Annotated in this window: 16 protein-coding genes; 8 read left to right on the top strand and 8 right to left on the bottom strand. The window is 56.4% G+C overall.

The window, feature by feature from the left end:
- Positions 1-33: 33 nt before the first annotated feature.
- The 8 genes from sdhC (at position 34) to sucD (ending at position 9,728) form a co-directional block, all read left to right on the top strand.
- On the top strand, positions 34-438 hold the full coding sequence (gene sdhC, locus OGY07_RS18175; RefSeq protein ID WP_042286197.1) for a succinate dehydrogenase cytochrome b556 subunit: 405 nt from the start codon (positions 34-36) through the stop codon (positions 436-438).
- Complete coding sequence (sdhD, locus tag OGY07_RS18170) at positions 432-779, top strand: succinate dehydrogenase membrane anchor subunit (RefSeq protein ID WP_042285355.1); 348 nt, start codon at positions 432-434, stop codon at positions 777-779. Before sdhC ends, sdhD begins: the two co-directional genes overlap by 7 nt.
- Positions 779-2,545, top strand: a complete 1,767-nt coding sequence (gene sdhA, locus OGY07_RS18165) for a succinate dehydrogenase flavoprotein subunit (RefSeq protein WP_042285351.1) — start codon at positions 779-781, stop codon at positions 2,543-2,545. The genes sdhD and sdhA overlap by 1 nt, the downstream gene beginning before the upstream one ends.
- Before the next feature lie 15 nt (positions 2,546-2,560).
- Positions 2,561-3,277: a succinate dehydrogenase iron-sulfur subunit SdhB gene (sdhB, locus tag OGY07_RS18160; protein WP_042285348.1), complete on the top strand. Its 717-nt coding sequence runs from the start codon at positions 2,561-2,563 to the stop codon at positions 3,275-3,277.
- A gap of 261 nt (positions 3,278-3,538) precedes the next feature.
- Complete coding sequence (gene sucA / locus OGY07_RS18155; protein WP_042285345.1) at positions 3,539-6,340, top strand: 2-oxoglutarate dehydrogenase E1 component; 2,802 nt, start codon at positions 3,539-3,541, stop codon at positions 6,338-6,340.
- Between the two features lie 14 nt (positions 6,341-6,354).
- On the top strand, positions 6,355-7,575 hold the full coding sequence (odhB, locus tag OGY07_RS18150; RefSeq protein WP_286602201.1) for a 2-oxoglutarate dehydrogenase complex dihydrolipoyllysine-residue succinyltransferase: 1,221 nt from the start codon (positions 6,355-6,357) through the stop codon (positions 7,573-7,575).
- A 117-nt stretch (positions 7,576-7,692) separates the two neighbouring features.
- The gene (sucC, locus tag OGY07_RS18145; RefSeq protein ID WP_042285338.1) at positions 7,693-8,859 is read left to right on the top strand and encodes an ADP-forming succinate--CoA ligase subunit beta; all 1,167 of its coding nucleotides are present in this window, start codon (positions 7,693-7,695) and stop codon (positions 8,857-8,859) included.
- Positions 8,859-9,728, top strand: coding sequence for a succinate--CoA ligase subunit alpha (gene sucD, locus OGY07_RS18140; protein ID WP_042285336.1), 870 nt, complete (start codon positions 8,859-8,861; stop codon positions 9,726-9,728). Before sucC ends, sucD begins: the two co-directional genes overlap by 1 nt.
- A gap of 163 nt (positions 9,729-9,891) precedes the next feature.
- Here the strand turns inward: sucD and OGY07_RS18135 are convergent, their stop codons facing one another.
- Genes OGY07_RS18135 through otnK form a run of 8 tightly spaced genes read right to left on the bottom strand, consistent with a single transcriptional unit; the run spans position 9,892 to position 16,667 of the window.
- Positions 9,892-10,548: an aspartate/glutamate racemase family protein gene (locus tag OGY07_RS18135; RefSeq protein ID WP_042285333.1), complete on the bottom strand. Its 657-nt coding sequence runs from the start codon at positions 10,546-10,548 to the stop codon at positions 9,892-9,894.
- On the bottom strand, positions 10,545-10,964 hold the full coding sequence (locus OGY07_RS18130; RefSeq protein WP_042285329.1) for a GlcG/HbpS family heme-binding protein: 420 nt from the start codon (positions 10,962-10,964) through the stop codon (positions 10,545-10,547). The genes OGY07_RS18135 and OGY07_RS18130 overlap by 4 nt, the downstream gene beginning before the upstream one ends.
- 6 nt (positions 10,965-10,970) lie before the next feature.
- Positions 10,971-12,317, bottom strand: coding sequence for a bile acid:sodium symporter family protein (locus OGY07_RS18125; protein ID WP_286602197.1), 1,347 nt, complete (start codon positions 12,315-12,317; stop codon positions 10,971-10,973).
- A 24-nt stretch (positions 12,318-12,341) separates the two neighbouring features.
- Complete coding sequence (locus tag OGY07_RS18120) at positions 12,342-13,151, bottom strand: beta-keto acid cleavage family enzyme (RefSeq protein WP_060568878.1); 810 nt, start codon at positions 13,149-13,151, stop codon at positions 12,342-12,344.
- 36 nt (positions 13,152-13,187) lie between these two features.
- Positions 13,188-13,964 (bottom strand): hydroxypyruvate isomerase family protein, encoded by a 777-nt coding sequence (locus OGY07_RS18115; RefSeq protein ID WP_042285321.1) that lies wholly within the window; start codon positions 13,962-13,964, stop codon positions 13,188-13,190.
- On the bottom strand, positions 13,945-14,751 hold the full coding sequence (locus OGY07_RS18110) for a DeoR/GlpR family DNA-binding transcription regulator (protein WP_042285318.1): 807 nt from the start codon (positions 14,749-14,751) through the stop codon (positions 13,945-13,947). Before OGY07_RS18110 ends, OGY07_RS18115 begins: the two co-directional genes overlap by 20 nt.
- A gap of 9 nt (positions 14,752-14,760) precedes the next feature.
- A complete protein-coding gene (otnC, locus tag OGY07_RS18105) occupies positions 14,761-15,405 on the bottom strand; it encodes a 3-oxo-tetronate 4-phosphate decarboxylase (protein WP_042285314.1) in 645 nt (214 codons plus the stop codon).
- Positions 15,402-16,667, bottom strand: coding sequence for a 3-oxo-tetronate kinase (gene otnK / locus OGY07_RS18100; RefSeq protein ID WP_286602191.1), 1,266 nt, complete (start codon positions 16,665-16,667; stop codon positions 15,402-15,404). The genes otnC and otnK overlap by 4 nt, the downstream gene beginning before the upstream one ends.
- Positions 16,668-17,031: the final 364 nt, after the last annotated feature.

Raw genomic sequence — 17,031 nt, 5'->3', positions numbered from 1 at the left:
TACCCGAAGTCTAAAGGGAATAATAAGAACAGCATGTGGGCGTTATTCATGATAAGAAATGTGAAAAAACAAAGACCTGTCAATCTGGATCTGCAAACGATCCGGTTCCCAATCACGGCGATAGCGTCCATTCTCCATCGCGTTTCCGGCGTGATCACCTTCGTGGCGGTCGGGATTCTGTTGTGGTTATTGGGTACCAGCCTCTCTTCCCCGGAAGGATTCCAGCAGGCGTCCGCCATCATGGGGAGCTTCTTCGTTAAATTTATCATGTGGGGCATTCTCACCGCGCTGGCGTACCACGTGGTGGGCGGCGTGCGTCACATGTTAATGGATTTTGGCTATCTGGAAGAAACATTCGAAGCGGGTCAACGCTCGGCCAAAATCTCTTTCGTTATCACTGTCGTGCTTTCACTTCTCGCAGGAGTCCTCGTATGGTAAGCAATGCCTCCGCATTAGGACGCAATGGCGTACATGACTTCATCCTGGTCCGCGCTACCGCTATCGTTCTGACGTTATACATCATCTACATGGTGGGGTTCTTCGCCACGAGCGGCGACCTGACCTGGGAAGTCTGGACCGGTTTCTTCTCATCGGCCTTCACCAAAGTCTTCACTCTGCTGGCCCTTTTTTCCATCTTGATTCATGCCTGGATCGGCATGTGGCAGGTGTTGACCGACTACGTTAAACCGCTGGCCGTTCGTTTAGGTCTGCAACTGGCTATCGTCGTTGCGCTGGTGGTTTACGTCATTTATGGATTTGTTGTGGTGTGGGGTGTGTAATGAAATTGCCAGTCAGAGAATTTGATGCAGTGGTCATAGGCGCAGGCGGCGCGGGTATGCGTGCGGCGCTGCAAATTTCCCAGAGCGGACAAACCTGTGCGCTGCTCTCTAAAGTCTTTCCAACCCGTTCCCATACCGTTTCCGCGCAGGGCGGCATTACCGTCGCGCTCGGTAATACCCATGAGGATAACTGGGAATGGCACATGTACGACACCGTCAAAGGGTCGGACTACATTGGTGACCAGGACGCGATTGAATATATGTGCAAGACCGGACCGGAAGCGATTCTGGAGCTGGAGCACATGGGGCTGCCTTTTTCCCGTCTTGATGACGGTCGTATCTATCAGCGTCCGTTTGGCGGCCAGTCGAAAAACTTCGGCGGCGAGCAGGCGGCACGTACCGCAGCGGCAGCTGACCGTACCGGCCATGCGCTGCTGCACACGCTGTATCAGCAGAACCTGAAAAACCACACCACCATTTTCTCCGAGTGGTATGCGCTGGATCTGGTGAAGAACGCCGACGGCGCGATCGTGGGTTGTACCGCGCTGTGCATTGAAACCGGTGAAGTGGTTTACTTCAAAGCCCGCGCCACGGTGCTGGCGACCGGCGGCGCAGGCCGTATTTATCAATCCACCACCAACGCCCATATTAATACCGGCGACGGCGTGGGCATGGCGATTCGCGCAGGCGTGCCGGTGCAGGACATGGAAATGTGGCAGTTCCACCCGACCGGTATCGCCGGTGCGGGCGTACTGGTCACCGAAGGTTGCCGCGGCGAAGGCGGCTATCTGCTGAACAAACACGGCGAACGCTTCATGGAGCGTTATGCGCCGAATGCGAAAGACCTGGCGGGTCGCGACGTGGTGGCGCGTTCCATCATGATTGAAATTCGCGAAGGTCGCGGCTGCGACGGTCCGTGGGGGCCGCATGCCAAGCTGAAACTTGATCATCTGGGGAAAGAGGTTCTGGAGTCCCGTCTGCCGGGTATTCTCGAACTTTCCCGTACCTTTGCCCACGTCGACCCGGTGAAAGAGCCGATTCCGGTTATCCCGACTTGCCACTACATGATGGGCGGAATCCCGACCAAAGTGACCGGCCAGGCGCTGACCGTAAACGAGCAGGGCGAAGACGTGGTGATTCCGGGCCTGTTTGCGGTGGGCGAAATCGCCTGCGTCTCCGTACACGGCGCCAACCGTCTGGGCGGCAACTCGCTGCTGGATCTGGTGGTGTTTGGCCGTGCGGCGGGTCTGCATCTGCAGGAGTCTATCGCGGAGCAGGGCGCACTGCGCGATGCGACCGACGACGAAATCGACGCCTCACTGGCGCGCCTGAACCGCTGGAACAATAACCGCGACGGTGAAGATCCGGTCGTGATTCGCAAAGCGCTGCAGGAATGTATGCAGCACAACTTCTCGGTATTCCGTGAAGGCGACGCGATGGCGAAAGGGCTGGAACAACTGAAGGCGATCCGCGAGCGGCTGAAAAACGCCCGTCTGGACGATACTTCCAGCGAGTTCAACACTCAGCGCGTTGAGTGCCTGGAGCTGGATAACCTGATGGAAACTGCCTACGCCACGGCGGTTTCAGCAAACTTCCGTACCGAAAGTCGCGGCGCGCATAGCCGCTTCGACTTCCCGGAGCGTGATGATGAAAACTGGCTGTGCCATTCCCTGTATCTGCCAGAGACGGAGTCCATGACGCGACGTCAGGTCAATATGGAACCGAAACTGCGCCCGGCATTCCCGCCGAAGATTCGTACTTACTAATGCGGAGACAGGACAATGAAACTCGAGTTTTCAATTTATCGCTATAACCCGGATGTTGATGACGCTCCGCGCATGCAGGATTACACCCTGGAAGGCGAAGAAGGGCGCGATATGATGCTGCTGGATGCGCTGATGCAGCTGAAAGAAAAAGATCCGAGCCTCTCTTTCCGTCGCTCCTGCCGTGAAGGGGTCTGCGGGTCTGACGGACTGAACATGAACGGCAAAAACGGCCTGGCGTGCATCACGCCCATTTCGGCGCTGAATCAGCCGGGTAAGAAAATTGTCATCCGTCCACTGCCAGGGTTACCGGTGATCCGCGATTTGGTGGTAGACATGGGGCAATTCTACGCACAATATGAGAAGATTAAGCCTTACTTGTTGAATAATGGGCAAAATCCTCCGGCGCGCGAGCATTTGCAGATGCCCGAGCAGCGGGAAAAACTCGATGGGCTGTATGAATGTATTTTGTGTGCGTGCTGCTCAACGTCTTGCCCGTCTTTCTGGTGGAACCCGGATAAGTTCATCGGCCCGGCCGGTCTGTTAGCGGCATACCGCTTCCTGATCGACAGCCGCGATACCGAAACCGACAGCCGCCTGGAAGGGATGAGCGATGCATTCAGCGTATTCCGCTGTCACAGCATCATGAACTGCGTCAGTGTGTGTCCTAAGGGGCTAAACCCGACGCGCGCCATCGGCCATATTAAGTCGATGCTGTTGCAGCGCAGTGCATAACGTGTAAACGCCGGGGAAGCGATTCCCCGGTGATGCAGGAAATCTTTAAAAACCGCTACATTGCAGTACCCGTCATCGAGGCGTACAGGACGAGACAAGGCAGCCAACGACGTCGCAGCCTGAACGCAGAAGATGAATGGCAGTTTTTAAAGGTTCCTTCGCGGGCCAGTAAGAGCTCGCAGGTGAACCCCGGCACGTACACTCGGTGTGCGTGGTAGTTTCTACGGCGAAAGTAAGCATAAAAATGCTTAAGGGATCACGATGCAGAACAGCGCTTTGAAAGCCTGGCTGGACTCTTCTTACCTCTCTGGCGCAAACCAGAGCTGGATAGAACAGCTCTATGAAGACTTCTTAACCGATCCTGACTCTGTGGACGCGAACTGGCGTTCCACGTTCCAGCAGTTGCCTGGTACAGGGGTCAAACCGGATCAATTCCATTCAAAAACGCGTGATTATTTCCGTCGTCTGGCGAAGGATGCCTCACGTTACTCTTCTTCGATTTCCGACCCTGACACCAATGTGAAGCAGGTTAAAGTCCTGCAGCTCATTAACGCTTATCGTTTCCGCGGTCACCAGCATGCGAATCTCGATCCGCTGGGACTGTGGAAGCAAGAAACCGTGGCGGATCTGGATCCTTCCTTCCACGATCTGACCGAGGCCGACTTCCAGGAAAGCTTTAACGTAGGTTCTTTTGCTGGCGGCAAAGAGACGATGAAGCTGGGCGAGTTGCTCTCCGCCCTCAAACAAACTTACTGCGGCCCGATCGGCGCCGAGTACATGCACATCACCAGCACCGAAGAAAAACGCTGGCTGCAACAGCGTATCGAATCCGGACGCGCGGCGTTTAGCGCCGATGAGAAAAAACGTTTCCTGAGCGAACTGACCGCGGCGGAAGGCCTGGAACGTTATCTGGGCGCGAAGTTCCCTGGCGCGAAACGCTTCTCGCTGGAAGGCGGCGACGCGTTAATCCCGATGCTGAAAGAGATGATCCGCCATGCGGGCAACAGCGGCACCCGTGAAGTGGTGCTGGGAATGGCCCACCGTGGTCGTCTGAACGTGCTGGTCAACGTGCTGGGTAAAAAACCGCAGGATCTGTTCGACGAATTTGCGGGCAAACATAAAGAACACCTCGGTACCGGTGACGTGAAGTACCACATGGGCTTCTCGTCCGATATTGAAACCGAAGGCGGCCTGGTCCACCTGGCGCTGGCGTTTAACCCGTCGCACCTGGAGATCGTCAGCCCGGTGGTTATCGGTTCCGTACGGGCGCGTCTGGACAGGCTCGACGAGCCGAGCAGCAACAAAGTGCTGCCGATCACCATTCACGGTGACGCCGCGGTGACCGGGCAGGGCGTGGTTCAGGAAACCCTGAACATGTCGAAAGCGCGGGGATACGAAGTGGGCGGGACCGTTCGCATCGTTATCAACAACCAGGTGGGCTTCACCACCTCTAATCCGCTGGATGCCCGATCCACGCCGTACTGCACCGACATCGGTAAAATGGTGCAGGCGCCGATCTTCCACGTCAATGCGGACGATCCGGAAGCAGTGGCGTTTGTCACCCGTCTGGCGCTGGACTTCCGTAACACCTTTAAACGTGATGTCTTCATCGACCTGGTATGCTACCGCCGTCACGGCCATAACGAAGCCGACGAGCCGAGCGCAACCCAGCCGCTGATGTACCAGAAAATCAAAAAACACCCGACCCCGCGTAAGATCTACGCCGACAAACTGGAAGCCGACAACGTCGCCACGCTGGAAGACGCGACCGAAATGGTCAACCTTTACCGTGACGCGCTGGACGCCGGCGAATGCGTGGTGAAAGAGTGGCGTCCGATGAACATGCACTCCTTTACCTGGTCGCCGTACCTCAACCACGAGTGGGACGAAGCATACCCGAACAAGGTGGAGATGAAGCGTCTGCAGGAGCTGGCGAAACGCATCAGTACGGTGCCGGAAGCGGTTGAGATGCAGTCCCGCGTGGCCAAAATTTACGCTGACCGCCAGGCGATGGCGGCGGGCGAGAAACTGTTCGACTGGGGCGGCGCGGAAAATCTGGCTTACGCCACGCTGGTTGATGAAGGTATCCCGGTACGCCTGTCCGGCGAAGACTCCGGTCGCGGCACCTTCTTCCACCGCCACGCGGTGATTCATAATCAGTCTAACGGTTCAACCTACACCCCGCTGCAGCATGTGCATAACGGCCAGGGCAGCTTCCGGGTATGGGACTCCGTTCTGTCTGAAGAAGCGGTACTGGCGTTTGAATACGGTTACGCCACGGCGGAACCGCGTACCCTGACGATCTGGGAAGCGCAGTTCGGTGACTTCGCCAACGGCGCGCAGGTGGTGATTGACCAGTTCATCTCCTCCGGCGAACAGAAGTGGGGCCGCATGTGTGGCCTGGTGATGCTGCTGCCGCACGGTTACGAAGGCCAGGGGCCGGAGCACTCCTCCGCGCGACTGGAGCGTTATCTGCAGCTTTGCGCCGAGCAGAACATGCAGGTTTGCGTGCCGTCCACCCCGGCTCAGGTGTACCACATGCTGCGTCGTCAGGCGCTGCGCGGTATGCGTCGTCCGTTGGTGGTCATGTCGCCGAAATCGCTGCTGCGTCATCCACTGGCGGTTTCCAGCCTGGATGAGCTGGCCAACGGCACCTTCCTGCCGGCCATTGGCGAAATTGATGATATCGATCCGAAAGGCGTGAAGCGCGTGGTGATGTGTTCTGGTAAGGTTTATTACGACCTGCTGGAACAGCGCCGTAAGAACGATCAGAAAGATGTTGCCATTGTGCGCATCGAACAGCTTTATCCGTTCCCGCATCAGGCGATGCAGGACGTGCTGAAACAGTACGCTCACGTACATGATTTTGTCTGGTGTCAGGAAGAGCCGCTCAACCAGGGCGCCTGGTACTGCAGCCAGCATCATTTCCGTGAAGTGATTCCATTTGGGTCCGCCCTGCGTTATGCAGGTCGCCCGGCCTCCGCCTCTCCGGCGGTAGGGTATATGTCCGTTCACCAGAAGCAGCAACAAGATCTGGTTAATGACGCGCTGAACGTCGATTAAATAAAGGATAAATAATGAGTAGCGTAGATATTCTTGTTCCCGACCTGCCTGAGTCCGTAGCGGACGCGACCGTCGCCACCTGGCACAAAAAACCAGGCGATGCCGTGGTTCGTGACGAAGTGCTGGTCGAAATCGAAACTGACAAAGTGGTACTGGAAGTACCGGCATCAGCGGACGGCATTCTGGATGCGGTTCTGGAAGACGAAGGCACTACCGTGACCTCTCGCCAGATCCTGGGTCGCCTGCGTGAAGGCAACAGCGCCGGTAAAGAAACCAGCGCGAAATCCGAAGAGAAAGCGTCCACCCCGGCGCAGCGCCAGCAGGCGTCTCTGGAAGAGCAAAACAACGATGCGCTCAGCCCGGCGATCCGTCGCCTGCTGGCCGAACACAACCTGAATGCCAGCGCCATTAAAGGCACCGGCGTCGGTGGCCGCATCACCCGTGAAGATGTAGAAAAACATCTGGCGAAAGCGCCGGCGAAAGAAGCGTCCAACGCACCCGCTGCGGCTGCGGCGGCACAGCCAGCGCTTGGCGCTCGCAGTGAAAAACGCGTCCCGATGACCCGACTGCGCAAGCGCGTGGCCGAGCGTCTGCTGGAAGCGAAAAACTCCACCGCGATGCTGACCACCTTCAACGAAGTCAACATGAAGCCAATCATGGATCTGCGTAAGCAGTACGGCGAAGCGTTCGAGAAACGTCACGGTATCCGTCTGGGTTTCATGTCCTTCTATGTGAAGGCGGTGGTTGAAGCGCTGAAGCGTTATCCGGAAGTGAATGCGTCTATCGACGGCGACGACGTGGTGTATCACAACTATTTCGACGTGAGCATGGCGGTGTCTACGCCGCGTGGCCTGGTGACGCCCGTCCTGCGTGACGTGGATACGTTGGGCATGGCTGACATCGAGAAGAAAATTAAAGAGCTGGCCGTCAAAGGCCGTGACGGCAAGCTGACGGTAGAAGACCTGACCGGCGGTAACTTTACCATCACCAACGGTGGTGTGTTCGGTTCCCTGATGTCCACCCCGATCATCAACCCGCCGCAGAGCGCGATCCTCGGGATGCACGCCATTAAAGATCGTCCGATGGCGGTGGAGGGCAAGGTTGAAATCCTGCCGATGATGTACCTGGCGCTGTCTTACGATCACCGCCTGATCGACGGCCGCGAATCCGTGGGCTTCCTGGTGGCGATTAAAGAGCTGCTGGAAGATCCAACGCGTCTGCTGCTGGACGTATAGTCATTTTTTAGCGTCACCTGCCCCGTAGGCCGGATTAAGCGTAGCGCCGTCCGGCAAAGATACCGCTCTGGTCTACGGGTTTAAAGATAACGATTACCTGAAGGATGGACAGAACACATGAACTTACATGAATATCAGGCAAAACAACTTTTTGCCCGCTATGGCTTACCGGCGCCGGTGGGTTATGCCTGTACTACTCCGCGCCAGGCTGAAGAAGCGGCATCGAAAATCGGTGCCGGTCCGTGGGTAGTAAAATGTCAGGTTCACGCTGGTGGCCGTGGTAAAGCGGGCGGTGTGAAGGTCGTTAACAGCAAAGAAGAGATTCGCGCGTTTGCTGAACACTGGCTGGGCAAACGCCTGGTGACCTACCAGACAGATGCGAACGGCCAGCCGGTTAACCAGATTCTGGTTGAAGCGGCGACCGATATCGACAAAGAACTGTATCTGGGCGCGGTTGTTGACCGCAGCTCCCGTCGCGTGGTCTTTATGGCCTCTACCGAAGGCGGCGTGGAAATTGAAAAAGTGGCGGAAGAAACCCCGCACCTGATCCATAAAGTGGCGCTCGATCCGCTGACCGGACCGATGCCGTATCAGGGACGCGAGCTGGCGTTCAAACTGGGTCTGGAAGGCAAACTGGTGCAGCAGTTCACCCGGATCTTCATGGGCCTGGCGACCATTTTCCTGGAGCGCGATCTGGCGTTGATCGAAATTAACCCGCTGGTTATCACCAAACAAGGCGATCTGATCTGCCTCGACGGCAAGCTGGGCGCTGACGGCAATGCGCTGTTCCGCCAGCCGGATCTGCGCGAAATGCGCGACCAGTCGCAGGAAGATCCGCGCGAAGCGCAGGCTGCGCAGTGGGAACTGAACTACGTGGCGCTGGACGGCAATATCGGCTGTATGGTGAACGGCGCGGGTCTGGCGATGGGCACCATGGACATCGTTAAGCTGCACGGCGGCGAACCGGCGAACTTCCTCGACGTGGGCGGCGGCGCGACCAAAGAGCGCGTGACCGAAGCGTTCAAAATTATTCTCTCTGACGACAACGTGAAAGCCGTGCTGGTTAACATCTTCGGCGGTATTGTCCGTTGCGACCTGATCGCAGACGGTATTATCGGCGCGGTGGAAGAAGTGGGCGTTAACGTGCCGGTGGTTGTGCGTCTGGAAGGCAACAACGCCGAACTCGGCGCGAAGAAACTGGCTGACAGCGGCCTGAATATTATTGCAGCGAAAAGTCTGACGGATGCAGCTCAGCAGGTTGTTGCCGCAGTGGAGGGGAAATAATGTCTGTTTTAATCGATAAAAACACCAAGGTTATCTGTCAGGGCTTCACCGGTAGCCAGGGGACGTTCCACTCCGAACAGGCGATCGCTTACGGTACGCAAATGGTAGGCGGCGTCACGCCAGGTAAAGGCGGCACCACCCATCTGGGCCTGCCGGTGTTTAACACCGTGCGTGAAGCGGTAGAAGCAACAGGCGCGACTGCCTCTGTGATCTACGTTCCGGCTCCGTTCTGTAAAGATTCCATTCTGGAAGCGATCGACGCGGGCATTAAGCTGATTATCACCATCACCGAAGGTATCCCGACGCTGGATATGCTGACCGTGAAGGTGAAGCTGGACGAAGCGGGCGTGCGCATGATCGGGCCGAACTGCCCGGGCGTGATCACCCCAGGCGAATGCAAGATCGGCATCATGCCGGGCCACATCCATAAGCCGGGTAAAGTGGGTATCGTTTCCCGTTCCGGTACGCTGACCTATGAAGCGGTTAAGCAGACCACCGATTACGGCTTCGGCCAGTCCACCTGCGTGGGCATCGGCGGCGACCCGATCCCGGGCTCTAACTTCATCGACATCCTGAAGCTGTTCCAGGAAGATCCGCAGACCGAAGCGATCGTGATGATCGGTGAGATCGGCGGCAGCGCGGAAGAAGAAGCGGCTGCTTACATCAAAGATCATGTCACCAAGCCGGTTGTGGGCTATATCGCCGGTGTGACCGCGCCGAAAGGTAAGCGTATGGGTCACGCAGGCGCCATTATCGCCGGGGGTAAAGGCACGGCGGATGAGAAATTCGCTGCGCTGGAAGCCGCAGGCGTGAAAACGGTTCGCAGCCTGGCCGATATCGGCGAAGCGCTGAAAGCTGTCATTAAGTAAAAGCAATAAAACAGCCTAACCCCTGCATTTACCCGTGATGCAGGGGAAAGGGCTGGTCCATTTTCGACATGGTTGGCCATCTGATGATGGCCTTTTTTTTGCCTGTCTGTTTGCCGGATGGCGCTGGCGTTTATCCGCCTACGGGGAGTGTTGACTTGCCAGGTTATGCGCTTTCCGCCAGTGTTTTCAGCCAACGGATCCCGCTTTCCGGAGAGGTCATCACCGGGACGGGCGGCGACGGAAGCTGTTGCAGAACGCGCGCCATCGACGCTTGCGCCAGCATAACCACATCAGCCTGTTTATACGCGCTGTGCAATCCTTCGCTGACGATGCGATCGTGGGTTTCCATATCGCCCGCCAGCAGGGCATGGAAGGCCTCTTCCATCAATATCGGCGTCACGGTGCATTGCTTACCACTGGCCTGTACTTTGCGCTGCACATACTCCAGCGTCGGTTTCATGGTCGTGGCGACGGTGGCCAGCACGGCAATATTCTCACCCAGGCTAATGGCTTGTTCCACCATCGCGCAGTCGATACGCGCAAGCTGCAGCGGCGTCATAAACTGACACTGTTCAACCGCCGTGCCAATGGACGAACAGGCGGTGATGAGAATCTCACAATCCGCTTTTTCGGCTATGTGGACGTAGTCGGCAATGCGTGCCGCAATGTTCGGTGTCACGCCTCCGGCCTTCATCACCTGCTTAATCATCGACTCTTCGACCAGGTGCATTACGTCCGCTTCTGGCATGATGTCGCCGATCAGTTGCTGCATCATGGCGAGCGTGGCGGAACTGGTGTGAAGCATAGCGATCTTTTTCATTCTGCGATCTCCTTGAGCAAACATTCGGCAACGGCCATGGCCGCATCGTGATCTTCCTGGGCGGACAGTCCACCAATCGCAACGGCCCCCACGCATTTACCGTTGTGAAGAATCGGTACGCCGCCGGGCAGGGCGGTAAATCGTGGGTCAGCAAAGTAGCTGATATCCAGTGACTCATCTTGCAGACGTTGCAAAAACGCCTGAGTTGTGCAACCTAAACGGCTGCTGGTGCGTGCTTTGCGCTGCGTCAGCTCAATGGTCAACAGTTTGGCGTTATCCATACGGGCAAAGCTCAGTAACTCGCCGTGAGCGTCGCATACCGCCACGCTGAGCGGACGTTGCGCATAACGGGTGTCGGTGAGATCGAGCGCGCTGTCTACCGCACGTCGTGCCTGTTGCAGGGTTAAAGTCATCATGGTGAGTTATCCTTTTGACAGAGGTTCTGATACCGGCTGAGCAGGCGAACACTCGCTCTGGGCCTGCGCCTGTCGGGCATCCTTTTTGCGCCAGTAGTTAGCCAGCAGCGAGCCGCTGACGTTGCCAAGCGGCGTCATGACCGCAGAGGCGAGACCAACGGTGGCCAGTTTTCCCATCGCGGCGGCAAGACCTGATGCCATCCCGCCGTTTTGCAGGCCGACTTCGAAGGCTACCGTCCGGGCGGACTGAACATCCATGCGGAAGATCCAGCGGCTCATCAAATAGCCAATCAGGAAGCCGCCGAGGTTGTGCATCAGCATGGCGAAGCAGAGCAAGAAACCGACCTGAACCAGGTTGTCGCGCCCGGCCGCCGCTGCCGTAGTGGTGAAGAAAATGATGCCCATCATCGAGATGGTCGGCATGATCTTCTTGACGCCGGCCACGCGTCCATACAGCCAGTTATAGAACAGCGCCCAGATGATCCCGCCTGCCACAAAGTTCAGCACCACTGCATACATTTGCGCGTCGGCGCTGGCGCTGCCAAACAGCGTGTTCCAGCCGCCGGCAAGCATATACAGCAGCCAGATGGCGCTGATCCCGGCCAGCGTTTGCACGGTACGACGCCCCTGCACGCCGGCATAGGTTTTCAGGTAGTCATGTAAAATCGCCGCGCCAATCGGGATCAACACGATTTTCACGACGTCCATCACCATCGCCGTAAGCTGGATGTCGATCATTGAACCCGCCAGCAGATTCACCCACAGCGGGGTCATGACCGTCGCCGCCAGCGTCGAGACGGCGGCGATCGAGACCGCCAGCGCCAGGTTGGCGTTGGCGATATACACCATGACGGTGGAGGAGAGCCCGCTGGGACAGGAACCAATCAGCAGAATCCCCACCGCCACTTCCGGCGGAAAGTCAAAGATCAGCGTGATGCTCAGGCCGAGCAGAGGCATGATGACGAAATGACAGAAGGTGCCGATAAACACCGCCCAGGGCATTTTAGCGACGTCGATAAAGTCCTGAATCGTGAGTTTGGTGCCCATACTGAACATGGTCGCCTGGATCACTAAAAAGACGATCCATTTATGGGTGATGTTGAATCCGCCCCAGACGATCAGATCGGTTGACCAGGTCATCGCCGCGACAAAGCCGGCAATGATCCACAGGGTAAACTGGTAGCTGCGAAGATTTGTCCAGTAGCCCGCGCCTGCCGCGAAGCCTGTCGTCAGCATCACCAGCCCCGGCTGCCAGAGGGCGGGAGACTGCATCAGCGCGCCAATTGCCGCCAGGGCGCCACCGACGATGCAGACGCCCAGTCCGGTTTTGTGAATAACGGTTGTGATAGTCATGGTGAAATGTCCTTTCTCTCGCTATTACTGCCGTGGTGGAATAGCTAACATTTGCCGCGCAATATCCGGCGTGGCGACCTTTTTATCCATACTGCGAATAAGCGTGGCGAGTTTTGCAACCTGCTGATAATTATGCTGAGCTTTCTCTTCGGCGCTTAAATAATAGCTGTCTTCAAAACCAATTCTTACTTCACTGGCGCCCATGCCGACCGCTGCCGCAATAATATCGAAATTCTTGCGGCCAAAATGGGTAATTCCCCATAAGGCGTCGCGAGGGATCATACTGCGCAAGGCAATTAACGCATCAACTGTCGCGGGTGAACTTCCACGGTGTCCGAGGACGATATTAAATAACATCGGTTTCTTGAACGGTATTTTTTCTTCCAGCGCCAGAATGTTATTAATCATGCCAATTTCGAAAACTTCAAATTCAGGAATAATGGAACGTTGGGTTATTTGTTGCGAACAATATTCGACGTCCGGTCCGGGATTAAAGTATACGGCATCGCCGAGGTTAACGGAGCCGACGTTCAGCGACGCCATTTCGACACCGGGACAGTCCAGTGGCGCGCAGCGCTCGGCAATCGACATGGCGGAGACGCCACCGGTTGAGGCCTGAATAATCAGGTCGGAATGGCGCATGACGTGGTCGATCGTCGCCTGAAAATCGGTGGTGTCCGGCGTCAGGCGACCCTGCTTATCGCGAACGTGTAAATGCACGATGGCTGCACCATGTTCGACGCTTGCCAGTATTTCCTGCGCCAGTTCTTCAGGTATAACTCTGGGGCAATCCGCGGCAACGGGTGCCAGCGAAATAATAACAGTATCCGACATGTGTTCCTCCGGTTTTCCGGTACAGAGATATTAAAATTATAAGTACGGTGTTATCCAACGTAACGATTCGGGCCCTGGTGTTGACGGTTTATATTCACAACCTATCCAGCCCTGATAGCCTGTTTGCTTAATAAATTCAAAAAGCCATGTTTCATTTAATTCTCCCGTTCCCGGTTCATGGCGACCGGGTACAGAAGCAATCTGAAAGTGTTTAATGAACGGTAAATAATGTTCAATAAGATGCGTAACATTACCGTGTATTTTTTGGCAGTGGTAAATATCAAACTGTAAGCCGATATTTTTTCTGTTCACTTCGCGAATAAGACGTTCAGCCAGTGGAAAGCTATCGACAAAATAACCAGGCATATCGTCCGGGTTCAACGGTTCAATCAACACGTCGATATCGGCCCCGACCATGACGTCGCAGGCGATACGCAGTCGGTCGGTTAATTGCTCATACTGGGCGTTGGCGGAAAGTCCAGCCACGCGCAATCCGGCCATGACGTGCACCTTGCGACAGCCCAGTGCCGTGGCGTAATCGCGGGCAATCAGCAGACTACGATGAAATTCCTCGTCACTGCCTGGCAGGGAGGCCAGTCCGCGTTCACCGGCTTGCCAGTTACCCGCCGGCGCATTCATCAACGCCACCGGCAGGCCGGTTTCCCGTTGCGCCGCCAGCAGCACCTCCAGCGGATGCTGCCACAGAAACAGCCCTTCAACGCCGTGAAAACCCGCCGCCTTTGCGGACTGAAAGCGCTCCGCAATGGGACGTTCGCAAAACAGCCAGTCGAGGTTAGCCGCTAACTTCAGCATGATGCGTTCCCTCCCGGCAATCCACCAGGTGTAGTTTCACGCCCTGGCTGGCAATAGTATCCTGCGCTACGTCGGGCAACCGGTTGTCCGAAATAATGTCGGTCAGTTGATCCAGCGAGCAGATGTGGAACATTCCGTATTTGCCAAATTTACTGCTGTCGCAGACCAGCACCCGACGGCGGGAGACGGTGAGCACCGCCTCTTTCACCGAGGCTTTGCCTTCACTGGGGGTCGACATTCCACGTTCGGTATCCCACGAGGACGAACTGAGAAACGCCACGTCGATGTTTATCGTGCGCAGAAAACTGGCGGCGCTTTTCCCAAGGCATGAGCGGTTGCGCTGATCCACCAGTCCGCCGGTGTGATACAGCGTGATGTGCGGCATATCCATCAGGTAGTGGCTGATGGAAAAATCGTTCGTCACCACCGTCAGGTTGAAGCAGTGGCTGGCGGCGACGGCTTTCGCCACTTCAAACAACGACGTTCCCGCATCGAGATACAGCGTTTGCCCTGGCTCTATCAGCATCGCGGCAAGTTGCCCCATCCGTCGCTTCACGTCATGATGCAGCTCAGCCTTTTCCCGCCACGGTAGCTCCGATTTCAGCAGATTGTTGAGTTTCACCCCGCCATTGATCGAGATGACTTTGCCTTCTTCCTCCAGCAACTGAATATCGCGGCGCACGGTCATGTGCGACACGCTCATCAGATCCGCCAGCTCATTAAACGAGGCAACGTTTTTTTCATGCACGTAGCGGTAGATAAAATCACGTCGTTGTTCGGGGATCATCCTCTCACCTCATGCTCGCCGGGATTGTTCGAGTTCAGCTACTGCTTCCGCCGTTAGCGGCACGTAGCCGAGTGGTTTTAAGGTCAGCCAGATGCGGGCGCTGTCTTCCAGCTCTTCGGCATTAAACACCGCCTCACGAAGTGAGCGACCACTGACTACCGGACCGTGATTTGCCAGGAGCGCGGCAGTATGGTCCGCCGCAATCTCGCTGAGTGCGCTGGCAATACCCTCATGACCGGGTTTGAAATAGGGCAACAGAGGCAACTGCCCGACGCGCATTACGTAGTACGGCGTTAACGGCGGCAGACAATTTTCCGGTGTGCTGCATGGCAGACAGGAAAGGGCGGTCAGCCATGGCGAATGCAGATGAACCACCGCGCCGCAGGCCGGACGATGACGGTACCAGGCCAGGTGCATGGGCACTTCTTTTGACGGTTTATCGCCACTGAGGTAAACGCCGTTGGCATCCAGTTTACTGAGCGTCGCGGCGTTCAGCTCGCCCAAACAGGAGTTGGTCGGCGTGACCAGATAGCCGCCGTCCGGCAGTCTTACGCTCAGGTTGCCCGAACCACCGCTGCTGAAGCCGCGCATAAACAGAGAACGACCGTAATGCACCAGCTGTTCGCGGAGTTGTTGTTCGTTAAGCTGACTCATAATGAAGACTCCTGCGCGGTGAAAAAGAAGTCTTCGTCACCGAAGTTGCCTGACTTCAGCGCCAGCGCGAGCGGCGGCTCGGCGGAGAACACCCATGGCACGCCGGGCGCGATGGCTTTGCCGACCGTCAGTCTCGTCACCTGTAACGCCTCCACTACGGTGCCGGACGTTTCACCACCGGCGACGATAAAACCGGTTACGCCCGCGGCCTGCAGTTTGGCCGTCAGTCTGGCAAAAGTTTGCTCAATCGCCCGGCTGGCGCGCTGCTCGCCGTACTCCTGTTGAATACGTTTCAGCGCTTCCGGCGGCTGGGTTGCGTAAATCAATGGAGCGAGCGCGTCATCGACATGAGTCATTGTCCACAGCGACAGCTCGTCACTGTAACGCTCTGCGTCTGTCAGGCAGCGCGCTACGTCGAGTAGAAGGGAAGCGGCCTGTGCTTTATAGCGATTCACCTGGCGGTTACTCATGGTGGAACAACTTCCGGAAAAAACCACCGTTTTGGCCGGCAGCGGGAAGGGATGTACCGCTTCCCGCCCACGCTGTGACGCAGCGCAAGCGGCCAGTGCGCCACCCAGGCCGGAACCGCCCGCCAGCAGCGGTGTATGACGTAAGGCCTGAGCGAGGGTCTGCAGATCGGCTTCGCTAAAGGTATCCGCGATTACGTGACGTACACCTTCAGACTGGCAGCGTTCCAGCGCGTGAGTGACCGCTTCCACACCTTTCTGAATCGTGCGGAGGTCAATGCGCCCGACAGCGCTGGCAGTTTGCGCTGTGAGCAGGCGAATCAGGTTCGCATCGGTCATCGGGTTGAGCGGATGTTTCTCCATGCCGGATTCATTCAGTAATACGCCATTCACAAACAGATAACCGTGAATCACCGTACGTCCGTTTTGCGGCAGGGCTGGGCAGTGAACGATGTACGGCGCGTGCATCGCTTCCATCAGCGCATCGCTGACCGGACCGATATTCCCGGCGGGGGTGGAATCAAAAGTGGAGCAATATTTAAAGTAAATCTGCCGCGCACCTGCTGTGTTGTGCAGCCATTGCCAGCAGCGTAATGATTGATCGATGGCCTGGTCAGCCGGTAGAGAACGGCTTTTCAGCGAGATGACAATCGCGTCGACCTCTTCATTCCAGGGCAGGGCGGCGTCTGGCATCCCGGGCAGCAGCGCGACCCTCCAGCCTTGCTCAGCCATAAAACTTGCTATATCCGTTGCGCCAGTAAAGTCGTCGGCGATAACACCTGTCGTGACGGGCATACATCCACTCCGTTCAGATTATCTTGTCATTGAACCTATTATTCAGGAGGGCGTTTCACATTCACATGATGATTCTCACAAATAAGCACATCATAAAATTGTATGTGATTTTTATAACTAATTGAAAATAATATATAAAGTGATGAGTGATATTGAAATGAAGCTCACAGGGAGATGTGAAGATTCGTTAATCTTTGGGAAAAGTTGTCACAGCAGTCGGTGGTCTGGTTTCGAGGGCGCGGGGACGCTCTTGCAATTTGATCATAATCACCTGAATAAATAAGATTATTTTTTGCGGTCAGGGTCATTTTTTCACCTGGACAAATTAAGCATAGTAGCGACGTTATCCAGACCACTGACGGAG

This window comes from Citrobacter sp. Cs237, from assembly GCF_030332325.1.
GTDB classification, from domain to species: domain Bacteria; phylum Pseudomonadota; class Gammaproteobacteria; order Enterobacterales; family Enterobacteriaceae; genus Citrobacter_A; species Citrobacter_A sedlakii.
Note: the sequence above shows the minus strand (reverse complement) of the source record. Positions and strands in the feature narration are given on the sequence as shown.

Coding starts and splice junctions, on each gene's coding strand:
- odhB (WP_286602201.1), top strand. CDS start 6,355: ATGAGTAGCGTAGATATTCTTGTTCCCGACCTGCCTGAGTCCGTAGCG.
- sdhC (WP_042286197.1), top strand. CDS start 34: ATGTGGGCGTTATTCATGATAAGAAATGTGAAAAAACAAAGACCTGTC.
- otnK (WP_286602191.1), bottom strand. CDS start 16,667: ATGCCCGTCACGACAGGTGTTATCGCCGACGACTTTACTGGCGCAACG.
- sdhB (WP_042285348.1), top strand. CDS start 2,561: ATGAAACTCGAGTTTTCAATTTATCGCTATAACCCGGATGTTGATGAC.
- OGY07_RS18130 (WP_042285329.1), bottom strand. CDS start 10,964: ATGATGACTTTAACCCTGCAACAGGCACGACGTGCGGTAGACAGCGCG.
- OGY07_RS18120 (WP_060568878.1), bottom strand. CDS start 13,151: ATGTCGGATACTGTTATTATTTCGCTGGCACCCGTTGCCGCGGATTGC.
- sucA (WP_042285345.1), top strand. CDS start 3,539: ATGCAGAACAGCGCTTTGAAAGCCTGGCTGGACTCTTCTTACCTCTCT.
- OGY07_RS18125 (WP_286602197.1), bottom strand. CDS start 12,317: ATGACTATCACAACCGTTATTCACAAAACCGGACTGGGCGTCTGCATC.
- sucC (WP_042285338.1), top strand. CDS start 7,693: ATGAACTTACATGAATATCAGGCAAAACAACTTTTTGCCCGCTATGGC.
- sdhD (WP_042285355.1), top strand. CDS start 432: ATGGTAAGCAATGCCTCCGCATTAGGACGCAATGGCGTACATGACTTC.
- sucD (WP_042285336.1), top strand. CDS start 8,859: ATGTCTGTTTTAATCGATAAAAACACCAAGGTTATCTGTCAGGGCTTC.
- otnC (WP_042285314.1), bottom strand. CDS start 15,405: ATGAGTCAGCTTAACGAACAACAACTCCGCGAACAGCTGGTGCATTAC.
- OGY07_RS18115 (WP_042285321.1), bottom strand. CDS start 13,964: ATGCTGAAGTTAGCGGCTAACCTCGACTGGCTGTTTTGCGAACGTCCC.
- OGY07_RS18135 (WP_042285333.1), bottom strand. CDS start 10,548: ATGAAAAAGATCGCTATGCTTCACACCAGTTCCGCCACGCTCGCCATG.
- OGY07_RS18110 (WP_042285318.1), bottom strand. CDS start 14,751: ATGATCCCCGAACAACGACGTGATTTTATCTACCGCTACGTGCATGAA.
- sdhA (WP_042285351.1), top strand. CDS start 779: ATGAAATTGCCAGTCAGAGAATTTGATGCAGTGGTCATAGGCGCAGGC.